This is a genomic window from Magnetospirillum sp. SS-4, from assembly GCF_902729425.1.
Lineage (GTDB): Bacteria > Pseudomonadota > Alphaproteobacteria > Rhodospirillales > Magnetospirillaceae > Phaeospirillum.
On record NZ_CACVCH010000002.1, the window covers coordinates 115,735 to 130,383 of the forward strand.

The 14,649-nt window shown below is 65.1% G+C and carries 10 protein-coding genes; 6 read left to right on the forward strand and 4 right to left on the reverse strand.

Annotation, left to right across the window (positions count from 1 at the left end):
• Nucleotides 1-109: 109 nt before the first annotated feature.
• Complete coding sequence (gene uvrA / locus MTBSS4_RS02690) at nucleotides 110-2,953, reverse strand: excinuclease ABC subunit UvrA (RefSeq protein WP_173981847.1); 2,844 nt, start codon at nucleotides 2,951-2,953, stop codon at nucleotides 110-112.
• A gap of 122 nt (nucleotides 2,954-3,075) precedes the next feature.
• Here uvrA and MTBSS4_RS02695 point away from each other — a divergent pair, with 122 nt between their 5' ends.
• Complete coding sequence (locus tag MTBSS4_RS02695; RefSeq protein WP_173981848.1) at nucleotides 3,076-3,654, forward strand: TMEM165/GDT1 family protein; 579 nt, start codon at nucleotides 3,076-3,078, stop codon at nucleotides 3,652-3,654.
• A 6-nt stretch (nucleotides 3,655-3,660) separates the two neighbouring features.
• Here the strand turns inward: MTBSS4_RS02695 and MTBSS4_RS02700 are convergent, their stop codons facing one another.
• Together MTBSS4_RS02700 and MTBSS4_RS02705 are read right to left on the reverse strand one after the other, a co-directional pair.
• Entirely contained in the window at nucleotides 3,661-5,985 is a 2,325-nt protein-coding gene (locus MTBSS4_RS02700) for a tetratricopeptide repeat protein (protein WP_173981849.1), read from the reverse strand.
• A 38-nt stretch (nucleotides 5,986-6,023) separates the two neighbouring features.
• Entirely contained in the window at nucleotides 6,024-7,136 is a 1,113-nt protein-coding gene (locus tag MTBSS4_RS02705; RefSeq protein WP_173981850.1) for a hypothetical protein, read from the reverse strand.
• Nucleotides 7,137-7,369: 233 nt separating this feature from the next.
• Here MTBSS4_RS02705 and MTBSS4_RS02710 point away from each other — a divergent pair, with 233 nt between their 5' ends.
• Together MTBSS4_RS02710 and MTBSS4_RS02715 are read left to right on the forward strand one after the other, a co-directional pair.
• A complete protein-coding gene (locus MTBSS4_RS02710; RefSeq protein WP_173981851.1) occupies nucleotides 7,370-8,392 on the forward strand; it encodes a M23 family metallopeptidase in 1,023 nt (340 codons plus the stop codon).
• A gap of 97 nt (nucleotides 8,393-8,489) precedes the next feature.
• Entirely contained in the window at nucleotides 8,490-10,634 is a 2,145-nt protein-coding gene (locus tag MTBSS4_RS02715; RefSeq protein WP_173981852.1) for a globin-coupled sensor protein, read from the forward strand.
• On the opposite strand, the gene MTBSS4_RS02720 is transcribed toward MTBSS4_RS02715, so the two are convergent.
• Complete coding sequence (locus MTBSS4_RS02720; protein ID WP_173981853.1) at nucleotides 10,635-11,489, reverse strand: ATP-binding protein; 855 nt, start codon at nucleotides 11,487-11,489, stop codon at nucleotides 10,635-10,637.
• A gap of 168 nt (nucleotides 11,490-11,657) precedes the next feature.
• On the opposite strand from MTBSS4_RS02720, the gene yajC reads away from it, so the two are divergent.
• Genes yajC through secF form a run of 3 tightly spaced genes read left to right on the forward strand, consistent with a single transcriptional unit; the run spans nucleotide 11,658 to nucleotide 14,644 of the window.
• A complete protein-coding gene (gene yajC / locus MTBSS4_RS02725) occupies nucleotides 11,658-12,068 on the forward strand; it encodes a preprotein translocase subunit YajC (protein WP_173981854.1) in 411 nt (136 codons plus the stop codon).
• A 40-nt stretch (nucleotides 12,069-12,108) separates the two neighbouring features.
• Entirely contained in the window at nucleotides 12,109-13,677 is a 1,569-nt protein-coding gene (gene secD, locus MTBSS4_RS02730; RefSeq protein ID WP_173981855.1) for a protein translocase subunit SecD, read from the forward strand.
• A gap of 10 nt (nucleotides 13,678-13,687) precedes the next feature.
• The gene (gene secF, locus MTBSS4_RS02735; RefSeq protein ID WP_173981856.1) at nucleotides 13,688-14,644 is read left to right on the forward strand and encodes a protein translocase subunit SecF; all 957 of its coding nucleotides are present in this window, start codon (nucleotides 13,688-13,690) and stop codon (nucleotides 14,642-14,644) included.
• Nucleotides 14,645-14,649 lie beyond the last annotated feature (5 nt).

The following is a 14,649-nucleotide window of genomic DNA, read 5'->3' on the forward strand; positions in this document are numbered from 1 at the left end:
GCGGTGATCAAGTCAAGCCATGGAACAGAGTCAGGAAAGGTTTGGCTTAGTTCATTCTCCGTCTTAAGATAAAGCTGCCTCTCTTGAAAAACGTGGCAATTGCAACGATCTAGCGGCTATTGTTCCGCTGTCTCTCCAGGATGGGGGCGAGGTAACGTCCGGTATAGCTTTCGGTGCAGCGGGCCACATCCTCCGGCGTTCCCGCCGCCACCACGCGGCCGCCGCCGTCGCCGCCCTCCGGCCCCAGGTCGATGATCCAGTCGGCGGTCTTGATCACCTCCAGATTATGCTCGATCACCAGCACGGTATTGCCGGCCTCAACCAGGGCCTGGATGACCTCCAGCAGCTTGCGCACATCCTCGAAATGCAGGCCGGTGGTGGGTTCGTCCAGGATGTACAGCGTCCGGCCGGTGGCGCGGCGCGACAATTCCTTGGCCAGCTTGACCCGCTGGGCCTCGCCGCCCGACAGCGTCGTGGCCTGCTGCCCGAGATGGATGTAGTCGAGGCCCACCCGTTGCAGGGTGATCATCTTGTCGCGGATGGCGGGAACCGCCTTGAAGAAGTCGGCGGCCTCTTCCACCGTCATGTCGAGAACGTCGGCTATGGTCTTGCCCCGAAACATTATTTCAAGGGTTTCGCGGTTGTAGCGCTTGCCCTTGCAGACGTCGCACTGGACATAGACGTCGGGCAGGAAGTGCATTTCGATCTTGATGACGCCGTCGCCCTGGCAGGCCTCGCAGCGCCCGCCCTTGACGTTGAACGAAAACCGGCCGGGCTTGTAGCCCCTGACCTTGGCTTCCGGCAGTTCGGTGAACCAGTCGCGGATCGGGGTGAAGGCGCCGGTATAGGTGGCGGGGTTCGAGCGCGGCGTGCGGCCGATCGGGCTCTGGTCGATGTCGATGATCTTGTCCAGGTGCTCGATGCCGTCGATGCCGTCGAACGGGGCCGGCTGCTCGCGCGAGCCCATCAGGCGTCGCGACAGCGCCTTGTACAGGGTCTCGATCACCAGGGTGGATTTACCGCCGCCGGACACTCCGGTGACGCAGGTCAGGGTGCCGAGTGGAATGGCGGCGGTGACGTCCTTGAGATTGTTGCCCCTGGCGCCGGACAGGGTCAGCCTGGCGCCGCTGCCGGGGCGGCGGCGGGGCGGCACCTCGATCTGGTCGAGGCCGGTGAGGTAGCGGCCGGTGGCGCTGGCCGGATTGGCCATCACCTCGGCGGGAGTGCCGGCGGCCACCACTTCGCCGCCGTGGATGCCGGCGCCCGGCCCCATGTCGATCAGGTGGTCGGCGGCGCGGATGGCGTCCTCGTCGTGTTCGACCACGATGACGGTGTTGCCGATGTCGCGCAGCCGCTTCAAGGTGGCCAGCAGGCGGTCGTTGTCGCGCTGGTGCAGGCCGATGGAGGGCTCGTCCAGCACGTAGAGCACCCCGGTCAGGCCGGAACCGATCTGGCTGGCCAGCCGGATGCGCTGGCTTTCGCCGCCCGACAGCGAGCCTGACCCCCGCGACAGGGTCAGGTAGTCGAGCCCCACATCAACCAGGAAACCCAGGCGGTCGTTGATCTCGCGCAGAATCCGCCGCGCGATCTCCTGATCCTTGGGCCGCAGGTGCTGGTTCAGTTCGGCGAACCAGTCCCTGGCCTTCAGGATGGAGACGGCGGCGGCCTCGGTGATGTGCAGGCCGCGAATCTTGACCGCCAAGGATTCGGGCTTCAGGCGGGCGCCGCCGCAGGCCTCGCAGGGTTGGGTGCCCTGGAAGCGGGCGAGGTCCTCCCTGACCCACGACGAATCGGTCTCGCGGAAGCGGCGCGCCATGTTGGGTATCACGCCCTCGAACGATTTTTCAGTGTGATAACCCTTGAATCCGTCCTCGTAAGCGATGCGGATTTCCTCGTTGCCCGAACCGTGCAGGATCACCTGGCGCGCCCGCTCCGGCAGGGTGTTCCAGGGCTTTTCCAGGCTGAAGCGGTAATGCTCGGCCAGTCCCTGGAGGGTCTGGAGGTAGTATTGCGAGGTGGAGTTCGCCCACGGCGCGATGGCGCCGTCACGCAAGGAAAGCTCGGGGTTCGGGATGACCAGTTCGGGATCGAAATAAAGCCTCACGCCCAATCCGTCGCAGGATGGGCAGGCGCCGAACGGGTTGTTGAATGAGAACAGCCGGGGCTCGATCTCCTCGATGGTGAAGCCCGACACCGGGCAGGCGAACTTGGCGGAGAACACCGTGCGCTCGCCCGTATCGGCGTTTTCGGCGATGCACAGGCCGTCGGCGAGGGTCAGGGCGGTCTCGATGGAATCGGCGAGGCGGCTGCCCAGGCCGGGCTTGACCACCAGCCGGTCCACCACCACCTCGATGTCGTGCTTCTTCTTCTTGTCGAGCTGGGGGACCTCGTCGATCTCGTACAGGCTGCCGTCGACCTTGACCCGCTGGAATCCCTTCTTCTGCAATTCCAGCAGGTCCTTGCGGTACTCGCCCTTGCGGCCGCGCACATAGGGCGCCAGCAGATAGAGGCGGGTTCCCTCGGCCATCATCTCGACCCGGTCCACCATCTGGCTGACGGTCTGGCTTTCGATCGGCAGGCCGGTGGCCGGCGAATGGGGGATTCCGACCCTGGCCCACAGCAGGCGCATGTAGTCGTAGATTTCGGTGACGGTGCCGACGGTGGAACGCGGGTTCTTCGAGGTGGTCTTCTGTTCGATGGAAATGGCGGGGCTGAGTCCCTCGATGCTTTCCACGTCGGGCTTTTGCATCAGCTCCAGGAACTGCCGCGCATAGGCCGACAGCGATTCCACGTAGCGGCGCTGACCCTCGGCATAGATGGTGTCGAAGGCCAGCGACGACTTGCCCGAGCCGGACAGGCCGGTGATCACCACCAGCCTGTCGCGGGGAATGTCGACGTCGATGTTCTTCAGATTATGTTCGCGGGCGCCGCGCACCCGGATCTCGCCGCTCATGGATCATCCTCGTCACCGCATCAGGGGGCGGATGTTAGAGAGATTCGAGCAAGGGATAAAGCATCCTTGCCAGTCGGCTCGCGCATGGCTATCAACGCCACGCCCCCATTGACGGGAATTCCATGGAAGCCCTGCTGATTTCCCTCGCCGTGGTCGCCACCGCCGAGATCGGCGACAAGACCCAGCTGCTGGCCCTGCTGCTGGCCGCCAAGTACCGCAAGCCGGTGCCGGTGGTGGCCGGCATCTTGGTCGCCACCATCCTCAATCACGGCATTGCCGCCGGCGTGGGCGTGGCGGTGGCGGACTGGCTGGGGCCGGAGCGGCTGCGCTGGATCATCGGACTGTCGTTCATCGGCATGGCGGCGTGGACCCTGATCCCCGACAAGATGGATGACGAGCCGAAAATGTGGGAAAAGGCCGGCCCCTTCGTCGCCACCCTGGTCACCTTCTTCCTGGTGGAAATCGGCGATAAGACCCAGGTGGCGACGGTGGCGCTGGGCGCCCGGTTCGGCGACCTGGTCAGCGTCACCATGGGGACCACGCTGGGCATGCTGATCGCCGACGTGCCGGCGGTGTTCGTCGGCGGCGCCATGGCTGGGCGGCTGCCGTTGGGATTGGTGCGCGCCGTGGCGGCCGGCCTGTTCGCCATTCTTGGGGTGTTGGCGCTGACCGATGCCGGGGCCGGCATGCTGGGCGACTGAGGCTTCTTATTCCGGAATGACAACGTTGCCCGGCTGATGCGGCTTTTGAAGCCAGAACTGATACATGCCGAGGAAGGTGTCGGGATTGTCGCGTTCGAACTCCTGCCATTGGCCGAGATCGGTTGCGGCCCGGTCATGGGGGAAACGTCGGCGATAGGCGTGCAAGATGCGCCGGTCGATCCTGAATCCCAGGAAGATCAGATCGTTCCGCCTCAGGAAGGCGTCGATGACGTCCAGGGTCATCAGGTGCTCGCGGCAGTGGAACAGCAGGTCGCGACAGGCGCTGGTGCTGAAGAAGTCGTCCAGGCCGAGGATGGAGCCCAGGTCCGGCCGCCCGATCATATCCTGGCGGCAGCGGCGGATATCCTCCGGAACCGGTCCGTACCCCCGTTCGGCGATGTAGGCCCGGCCGCGTTCGATATCGCGGCGGGCGGCGGCGCTGTACAGCCCCAGATTCATCAGGCCGCCGGGCCGCAGCAGATCAAGCAGCACCCGCCATCCCGCCAGGGGATCGGCCAGATGATGCAGCACTCCAACACTCTCGATGATGTGGAAGCTGCGGCCGAGGGTGTCCAGTCTCATGATGTCGGCCTGGGCGTATTCGATGGCGTCCAGACCTTGCTCCACCGATTTGTGGCGGGCATAGCGGAGGCTGGCGCGGCTGAGATCGATGGCCAGCACCCGGGCTCCGGGATGGCGCCGGGCGGTTTCGGTGGAATGCTGGCCGGTGCCGCAGCCGGCGATCAGAATCTCGGGATTGGCCGAGCCGGGGGGAGGGCAGGGGGGATGGAATGGAAACGACGCCCTCATGAACGCCTCGATGGACAGGGGCGTGTCGGCCGGCGCCGGCTTCATCCATCGTGGATAGGGGTTTTCCTCGTATTGCCGGCGCACGTCTCCGGAATCCTCGTCATTGATCGGCGTCAGGCAGGCGATGGCGGTCTCCTGCCGCGATATCGCCTCGATCTCCCGAATCTGCTGGTCGAGGACGTCGGCAACGGCCGGGGGCCAGGGCCGGTCCAGCAACCGCCGGTGTCCAGGCAGGGCATGCAGGGGAAAATAGCTCGCCACCGCCACCAGCCGGTCCGGTGGAATCGAGGAACCGGCATCCAGGGCGCCGGTCAGCCAGTCCCGCAATCGCCGGGCCTCCTCCTCTTCCGGTCCGGTCCAGGAGAACACGTATTCATTGATGAAGCACTGCCGCGCCAGGGCGGCGTGGAGGGACAGCAGGTCCGGTTCCGCCTCGGCCAGCAACGCGGACCGCAGCGAGGTCAGCAGGTGCTCCAGATCAACGTCGCAGACCGGCGCCGACACCAGCAGGGCGTTCAGCAACGGGTCGTCGGACAGGACGACGATGGCTTCCGAGGACAGCAGGCTCCGCGGCGGCAACCGTTCGGGCCAGCGTCCCGCCACCCGATGGATGGATTCGGCGACCGCCGGCTGGCCCTTGACCATGGCGCCGGCCGCCCGCATCAGATCGTTCGGACGGCACCAGGGCTCGGACAGGGCGCGGGTCATGGCGCGGCGCAGCGCGGCATCGGGCGCCGCGATGCGCAAGCGCCTGACGCAACTGGTGAACAGCGATCTCGACGGCCACGAATCGTCAAGGGCGAGGGCGCGCAGGGAGCAGGCCATCGCCTCGTCGAGGCGGCCGAGGTCATAGAGGATGTTGCCGAGATTGAGGTGGGCTGCGGCATGGTCCGGCATCAGTTCCGCGGCGCGCCGCGACCACGCCTCCGCCTCGTCGAGCCGTCCCAGGGTATGCAAAGTGCCGCCAAGATGATTCATCGAGTCGGCATGGTCCGGCGACGCCTCCAGGGCACGGCGAAAGGCGATCTCGGCATGATCGCACCGGGTGAGCCTATGCAGGGCGACGCCCAGATTGTCCCATGCGTCGGCGTTGCCGGGGCTGATTTCGGCCACACGCAGGAAGCATGCCGCCGCTTCTTCCATCCGTTCGCGTCCGGCCAGGGCCATGCCGAGATCGAAACAGGCCCCGGCATGGTCGGGATTGGCCCCGACGGCACGGTGAAAGCAGGTTTCCGCCTCCTCCATCCGGTCGAGGTCCCGCAGGACGATTCCGAGATTGTGGTGGGCGTCGGCGTAATCGGGCCGGGCCTCGGCGGCACGGTGGAAGCAATCCGCCGCTTCGTCCTGGCGGCCCTGGGCGCGCAGCAGGCAGCCTAGATTGTTCAGGCATTCGGCGTCATGGGGATTGTGCGCCAGCAGTCGCCGATACATCTCCATGGCCTGTTCCGCCTGTCCATCCAGGTGATGGGAGACGGCAGCCGCGAACAAGGCGTCCAGGAAGGCGGGGTCGGCGACGGTCATGACTCGGTCTCGCCGTTCCCGGGCTGGTTACGCGACGCTCACGCGAACAGCGACACGATGGCGCCGACGTCGAGCGAGGATGCCTGGGTGTTGCTGGGGGCGTTGTACTTGATCAGGCTTTGGGCGTTGACCTCCTTGGCGACGATGGCTCCGGTGCTGTCGACGTCGAGGAAGTAGGGTTTTCCCGCCTTGATCAGTTCGGCGACGCTTTCCATGAGCGGCGTGTCGTCGCCCACATCGGCATAGGGAGGGGTCTTGAGAAAGGCCGGGGTGATGGTGTCGGCCTTGACCTCCTTGGCGGAGATGACGTTGGTATAGGGATCGATCTCCAGGAAGTAGGGAATCTTGTTGTTGGCGAAGCTGGTGGCCTGAAGCTCCCACTCATACAGGGCGGTGCCGTTCTGAATGGTCTCGGCGATGCCGCTGATGGCTTCGCGCAGCAGCCTTTGCTGGTTGTAGGGCAGGTTGTTGATTTCGGGATCGAAGGCCTGATCCACCACCTTGAGATCGCCCTTGGTGTCCAGGGCCACCTTCATGGGTTGCTTGTTGTTGAGGAGAAGAACTCCCTCCTGCTCCCAGTTGTTGGGAGTGGTCGCCTGCGGCGGGATGACGTAGCTGGCGACCAGGGTGATGTTGGTGGCGGCGCCGGCCAGCTTCTTGACCCATTCGTCATTGGTGGCGTTGGCCTGGATCTTGTGGGCCATCACCGCGATTTCATCCATGGACTCGAACAGCTTGCGCAATTGCTGCGGATTGAACTTGCTGAGATCGGACTCGGCCTGCAACTGCACCTGGGGCAGGCCGTCGGCGTCGATGAATCCGACCATGGGACGGCCGGTCTTCATGGCGTAGCCGGCGATCTTTTCCCAGTCCGAGCTGGGGGTGAGCTTGTCTTGCTGGATATACTCGATCCGCTGCGCCATGTTGACGTAGATGCCGTTCTTGGTCGAGGTGATCTTCTGTTCCTGCAAGATGCCGTTGATGCTCTGCCGGCCGGACTTGCCGCCCAGGGCCTGGAACAGGGCGTCGCCGGCGGCGGCGGCGTTGGTTCCGGCAAGGTTGTTGAACAGATCGCCCGAATCGGAATTATTGGAGCGCAGCAGATTCATCGCCCCGGAAGCGGCGATATTGGATGAAATCGAATTGACCATGGCGCGAACCTCTTTCTGATGGTTCAGGGTAACAACGGCTTCTGTTGTTTCGTCCACGGGACGCCGCCGGAACGGCGTCGGGGCGACCACGTCGCCGGGCAATGGCCGATGAAGCCACGCCCACTTAGGCAAACACTAGCACTTCGGCGGGATTATTGCAAAGACGATCGCCGGTGAGTCCGCCAATTCCCCACCGTTGCTCCTGGTTGCCGAGGACGGCTATAGTGGCGGTCATGCGTGCGACGACACATCATCTAGCCTTGCTTCGGATATCGCGGCTGCTGCCGGTCTTGCTGGGCGTCCTCGGGCTGGCCGCGTGCGCCCCGACCTGGGGATCGCGCGTGCCGGTGACGCGCGACCAGTCGGGACCGTTGCAGGTTCAGCGGCCGGCGACGGTCACCGTTTATGCCGGCGACACCGTCTACGGCATCGCGCGGCGCTACAGCCTGTCGGTGCGTGACCTGATCGAGGCCAATGGCCTGCAACCGCCCTACCAGCTCAGTCCGGGCATGATCCTGCGCATTCCCGGCGGTGGGTCGGATTACGTGGTGCAGCGGGGCGATACCCTTTCGGTGCTGGCGCGGCGGCTGAAGGTGGATTTCAACTCGCTGGCCGCCATCAACAACAAGAAGCCGCCCTATGTCCTGTACGTGGGCGAGCGGCTGCGGCTGCCATCGGCGGCGAGGGACGCCGCCGCCGCCGTCGCCGATGCCCGGCCGGCCGGGGGGGAATCCGGACCGATCGTCGCGGTTTCGCCCAATGCCGCGCCGCGCCCCCCGTCGCCGCCTCTGGACGGAGCCGAGGTACCGTCGCCGCCGCCCCGCGCCGGCACCGCCTTTCTGTGGCCGGTCAGGGGCGAGATCATCGCCGAGTTCGGCCCGCTGCCCAACCGGGGGCAGCACAACGACGGCATTAACATCGCCGCGCCCAAGGGGACGCCGGTCAAGGCGGCTGACAACGGCTCGGTCGCCTATGTGGGCAACGAGTTGAAGGGATTCGGCAACCTGCTTCTGGTCAAGCATGCCGATGGCTGGATGACCGCCTATGCCCATGCCGAGACGCTGCTGGTCAAGCGTGGAGAAATGGTGCGCCGCGGCCAGATCATCGCCACGGTCGGAATGTCGGGCAACGCCACCCAACCACAGCTTCATTTTGAAATTCGCAGGGGAACCGAAGCGGTGAATCCCTCCGAATATTTGCGCGATAGTTTGGCTCTGGCCGCTTCGACGGGGGAGGTGTCGGCAAACCCTTATTGACCGGAAGGCATGAACGCGACACCCTGTTGAAAATACAAAAACGACCATTCGGCACGAATCGGGTGGTCATCAAGAATCGACAAGGGAGGATGCTATCATGGCGGTCGAGGAGAAGAGCGATTCCCCGAACGGGGATCGCCTCAGGTTCCTGCGCATCGACGACGAATCGATCAAGGCGATGCAGGGGGGCAGGGCGCTGATCGACGGGGTGCTTCCCGCCATCGCCGACGATTTCTACGCCCATCTGCTGAAGTGGCCGGAGCTGTCGGAACTGCTGGGCGGCGGCGCCCGCGTCGGGCACCTGAAGCAACTTCAGCAGGCGCATTGGCGCTCGCTGTTCTCCGGCCGCTTCGACGACGATTATTTCGAGCGCGCCAATCAGGTTGGCGTCGCCCACGAGCGCATCGGTCTCGATCCCAACTGGTATATCGGCGGCTATTGCTTCGTCCTGGAACGCCTGCTCGGCGCGTTGCACGACCGCGGCGACAAGGCTTCGTTCGCCCGTCTGCTGGGGCCGGTGCTGCGAGCCGCCTTCCTCGACATGAATCTGGCGATCGGCAGCTATATCGAACGCGGCGAGGCCGGCAAGCTGAAGCGCGAGATGCTGACCCTGTCCGACGCCATCGACAACGAGGTGTCGGTGACGGTGGGCGATATCGAAACCCAGGTCAAACGCCTGATCGACGGCGCCCACGAACTCAGCGACGTGGCAACGGCGCTCAAGACCATGGCGGAATCGGTGACCGAGGCGGTGTCGGTGACCAGCGACAACGTCCAGTCGATGGCCGGAGCCACCGAGGCGCTGGAGGGAACCTCTCGGCAGATTTCCGCCAAGGTTCACGGCACCTCGCAACTGACCGACGCCGCCCAGCGCAAGATGGAGGAGGCCGCCAGCACCGTCGAGGGACTGAAGGAGGCAACCGGCCGCATCCGCGACGTGGTGCGGCTGATCCAGTCCATCGCCGGACAGACCCGCATGCTGGCGCTCAACGCCACCATCGAGGCGGCCAGGGCTGGTGACATGGGCAAGGGATTCGCCGTGGTCGCCGAGGAGGTCAAGCGACTGGCCCGCCTGACCGACGATGGCATCCGTGGCGTCAACAGCCAGGCCCAGGCCATCGGCCAGGCCACCGACCAGACCGTTTCCATGGTCGAGGAGGTGACGCTGTCGATTCAGGACATCAACACCATCGCCCAGGAGGTCAACCGGGCCAGCGAGCGGCAAATCGCCGCCACCGCCGACATCAAGGGCAACGCCGATCAGGCGGCCGAGCACACCCGGACGGTGTCTGGGCACGCGGAATCCGTGCTGCATCAGGCCGAGCGCACCGGTATCACCGCCCGGCGGGTCAATGAATTGTCGGCGGTGGTGCAACGCGACGTCAGCGACTTGCAACGGCGTCTCAGCATCATCTTGCGCTCGTCGGTGGCCGGCGACCGGCGCTCGGTGCCGCGCGTGGCGGTGGGGGTTCCCTTCTCGGGCAGGATCGGCGGGCAGGACGTCAAGGGCCATACCGGCGACCTGACCGCCAGGGGAACGGTTCTGGCCGGCCTCAACGACCGTTCCCTGGTCGGCGGCGGCTTCACCCTGGACCTGGAAGGCATCGGCCAGGTGTCGTGCGAGGCGGTGGCGGCCAGCGTGCTCGGCCTGCATCTGCGATTCCGCGACGTCACCGCCGCCATCCAGCAGGCGGTCAAGGCCACCCAGGACAAGGCCAGGGCAGAGGAACGCCTTTATATTCAGACGGTCCAGAAGGTGGCGGCCCAGGTCGCCTCCGCCTTCGAGACGGCGATCAAGGATGGACGGATCACCGAGACCGATCTGTTCGACACCCACTATGACCCCATCGCCGATACCGACCCCCAGCAATTCATGGCCAAGCACACCGGCTTGACCGATCAGGTGGTGCACGCCTTTACCGAGCCGGCGCTGGAGAGCGATTCGCGGGCGGTGATCTGCTGCGTCGCCGATCGCAACGGCTATATCGCCACCCACAACAAGAAATATTCCCAGCCGCAGCGTCCGGGCGAAAAGGTGTGGAACACCGCCAATGCCCGCAACCGCCGTATTTTCGACGACCGGGCCGGTTTGGTGGCGGCGCGCAATACCCAACCTTACGTGGTGCAGACCTATCCTCGCGACATGGGCGGCGGCGTCTTCATCCTGCTGAAGGAATTCGACGCCCCCATCGCCGTCCGGGGCCGCCACTGGGGAGCGGTGCGCTTCGCCATCAAGCCGTGATCACAGGGTCTGGCCCAGCCGCCCGGCCAGATCCTGGATGAACTGCCAGGCGACCCGGCCCGAGCGGGAACCGCGAGTCACCGCCCATTCATTGGCCTCGCGCCGCAGATCGTCGGTGGCGATGGGCAGGCGGTAATGCGCGACGTATCCTTCGACGATGGCGAAATAGGTGTCCTGGGCGACATGGTGGAAACCCAGCCACAGGCCGAAGCGATCCGACAGCGACACCTTCTCCTCGACCGCCTCGCCGGGATTGATGGCTGTGGAGCGCTCGTTGTCGATCATGTCGCGGGCCATCAGGTGACGACGGTTCGAGGTGGCGTAGAACACCACGTTGCCGGGACGGCCCTCGATGCCGCCTTCCAGCACCGCCTTCAGCGATTTGTAGGCGTCGTCCTGCTGGTCGAACGACAGGTCGTCGCAGAACAGGATGAAGCGCCGGCCGCTGTCCTTCAGCAGGCGCAGGCAGCGGGGCAGCGAGCAGATATCCTCGCGGTGGATTTCCACCAATCCCAGAGCACCTGGCCGCCCGGCATTGACGCGGGCGTGCACCGCCTTGACCAGCGAGCTCTTGCCGGTTCCCCTGGCCCCCCACAGCAAGGCGTTGTTGGCCGGCAAGCCGCGGGCGAAGCGGCCGGTATTGTCCAGCAGCAGGTCGCGCTGGCGCTCGATGCCGTGCAGCAGGTCGATGTCGACCCGATTGACGTTGGCGATGGGTTCCAGCCAGTCGGGATCGGCATGCCAGACGAAGGCGTCGGCCGAGGCGGGATCGCTGGCGGCGGCGGCCTTCGGGGCGAGGCGCTCCAGCGCTTCGGCGATACGGGTCAGAACGGCGGCTATATCGGGCGATGGCATGGCGTTGTCCGGCGAAAGGGGCGGTTTCGGAACCGCCGAGCCTATCACGCGGCCGGCCGGCGGCAAGGGGGGTGCGACAACGGATTTGGGGAAAAGTCCCACTTGTCGTTTGCATCGTGTCGCGGGACCGCTATATTCCCGCTGCGATCAATCCCCTAGGAGACAGAGATGTTCGTGACGCCCGCCTTCGCCCAGGCCGCCGATGCCACCGCCGGCACCATGGGAGCCCTCGAACAGTTCCTGCCGCTGATCCTGATCTTCGTGGTGTTCTACTTCCTGCTGATCCGCCCGCAGCAGAAGCGGATGAAGCAACACAAGGAGATGCTGAATCAACTGCGCCGCGGCGACCGGGTCGTCACCGCCGGCGGCATCATCGGCACCATCAACAAGCTGGTGAGCGATACCGAGGCGACCGTCGAGATCGCCGAGGGCGTCCGCGTCCGCGTGCTGCGTTCGACCATCACCGAGGTCCTGTCCAAGACCGAGCCGGTCGCCGCGGAAAAGGCCGACAAGGTGGAAAAGGCGGAAAAGGACGACAAGGCCGAGAAGGCCGAGATTCCGTCTGCCGCGGACAAGTGATCGGCATTCCGTTAGAAACTATTCCAGCGCGGTTCGGGACATGAATTATTTCCCTACGTGGAAAATAGCCCTGGTGGCTGCGGTCAGCTTGCTTGGCATCGTCTTCGCGTTTCCCAACCTGTTGACGAGGGAACAGGCGGACCGGATGCCGTCCTGGTTCCAGCCGGTCAGCCTCGGCCTCGACCTTCAGGGTGGTTCGTACCTGCTGCTGGAGGTTGATACCGCCTTCGTGGTGCGCGAGCAGATGACCTCGCTGGTCGAAGCCATCCGGACCACGCTGCGCAAGGAAAAGATCAAGTACGCCGAGCTGGGAACCAGGGGCGATCACGTCAGCGTCCGGGTCATCGAGGCCGATGACCGCGCCAGGGCCCGCGATCTGCTGAAGAAGCTGGACCCTGACGCGGGAGTCGAGGCCAGGGACGACGGCAGCTTCTCCCTGAAATATTCCGAGGAGGCGCTGAGGCTGCGCAAGCAGTCCGCCGTCGAGCAGTCGCTGGAGATCGTGCGCCGCCGCATCGACGAGCTTGGCACCCGCGAACCCTCCATCCAGCGCCAAGGCGAGGACCGAATCGTGGTCCAGTTGCCCGGCGTCAAGGACCCGGACCGCATCAAGGACTTGCTGGGCAAGACCGCCAAGCTGACCTTCCACCTGCTCGACGACAGCACCACCCCGGAGGAGGCCTCCAAGGGCCGGGTTCCCCCCGGCTCCATGCTGCTGCCCTCGGCCGAGAAGGGGGACGGGCTGCCCGAGACCTACGTGGTGCGCAAGCGGGTCGAGGTCGGCGGCGACATGCTGGTGGATTCAAAGGCCACCTACAGCGAAGGCCGCCCGGTGGTCAGCTTCCGCTTCAGCGCCGCCGGCGGCAAGAAATTCGGCGATGCCACCCGCGAGAATGCCGGCAAGTTCCTCGCCATCGTCCTGGACGACAAGGTCATCAGCGCGCCGCGCATCAATGAACCGATCCTGGGTGGTTCCGGCATCATTTCCGGCAGTTTCACCGTCCAGCAGGTGCAGGATCTGTCGCTGCTGTTGCGGGCCGGCGCCTTGCCGGCGCCGTTGCAGGTTCTGGAGGAACGCACGGTCGGCCCCGACCTCGGCGCCGATTCCATCCGGGCCGGCGCCATCGCCTGCGCCATCGGCCTTGCCCTGGTGGTGGTGCTGATGGTCTTCATCTATGGCACCATGGGCATGCTGGCCAACGTGGCGCTGACGCTGAATCTGGTCCTGCTGCTGGCCTGCCTGTCGGTTCTGGGCGCGACCCTGACCCTGCCCGGCATCGCCGGCATCGTGCTGACCATGGGCATGGCGGTCGATGCCAACGTCCTGATCTACGAGCGCATGCGCGAGGAACAGCGCAACGGCCGGTCGATCATGTCGGCCATGCAGGCTGGTTTCGACCGGGCCTTCGGGACCATCTTCGATGCCAATCTCACCACCCTGGCGGCGGCGGCGCTGCTATTCCAGTTCGGTAGCGGCCCGGTCAAGGGCTTCGCGGTGACGCTGACCTTGGGGCTGCTGACCTCCATGTTCACCGCCGTCATGGTGACGCGGATGATGGTGGTGTTGTGGATCAAGGTCCGGCGGCTGAAGTCGCTGCCGCTGTCGTAAGGATACGGACATGAGACTGATTGAACGCATCCTGCCGCGCGCCACCAAGATCGATTTCGTCCGCTACCGCCTGATCGCCATGGCCATCTCCGGTGGCCTGATCCTGGCGATGGTTGCCTCCATGGCCTTCCGGGGGTTCAATTTCGGCATCGACTTCGCCGGCGGCATCCTGGTGGAGGCCCAGGCCACCGGTGGGCCGGCCGATCTGCAATCCATGCGCTCGACCCTGGGCGGGTTGGGCCTCGGCGAGGTCAGTCTCCAGGAATTCGGCGCCACCGGCCGTGACGTCATGATCCGCGTCCAGCGCCAGGAGGGCGACGAAAAGGCGCAGATGGCGGCGCTGTCCAAGATCAAGGAATCCCTGGGTGCGGAATTCACCTATCGCCGGGTCGAGATCGTCGGGCCCAAGGTCGGCGGTGAGCTGGTCCAGGATGGTATCCTGGCGGTGACGCTCTCCGTTCTGGCCATCGCCGTCTATGTCTGGTTCCGCTTCGAGTGGCAGTTCGGTGTCGGCGCATTGGTCGCGCTCGGCCATGACGTCCTCGCCACCTTCGGCCTGTTTTCCATTACCGGCCTGGAGTTCAACCTGAACGCGCTGGCGGCGATCCTGACCATCGCCGGCTATTCCATCAACGATACCGTGGTGATCTTCGACCGCGTGCGCGAGAACTTGCGCAAATACAAGACCATGTCCTTGTACGACCTCATCAACTTGTCCATCAACGAGACCCTGTCACGGACATTCCTCACGGTTCTGACGGTTCTGGTCACCGTGCTGGCGCTGTTTCTGTTCGGCGGCGAGGTCCTGCACGGCTTTTCCATCGCCTTGCTGTGGGGGTTGATTCTCGGAACCTTCTCTACCATCTACGTCGCCATTCCCATGCTGATCTACTTCAATCTGCGCACCGGCCAGCAGCAGGAAGAGGACGAAGCCGCCGCCGCCGAGGCCGGTTCGCGGACTCCGTAAAGCCC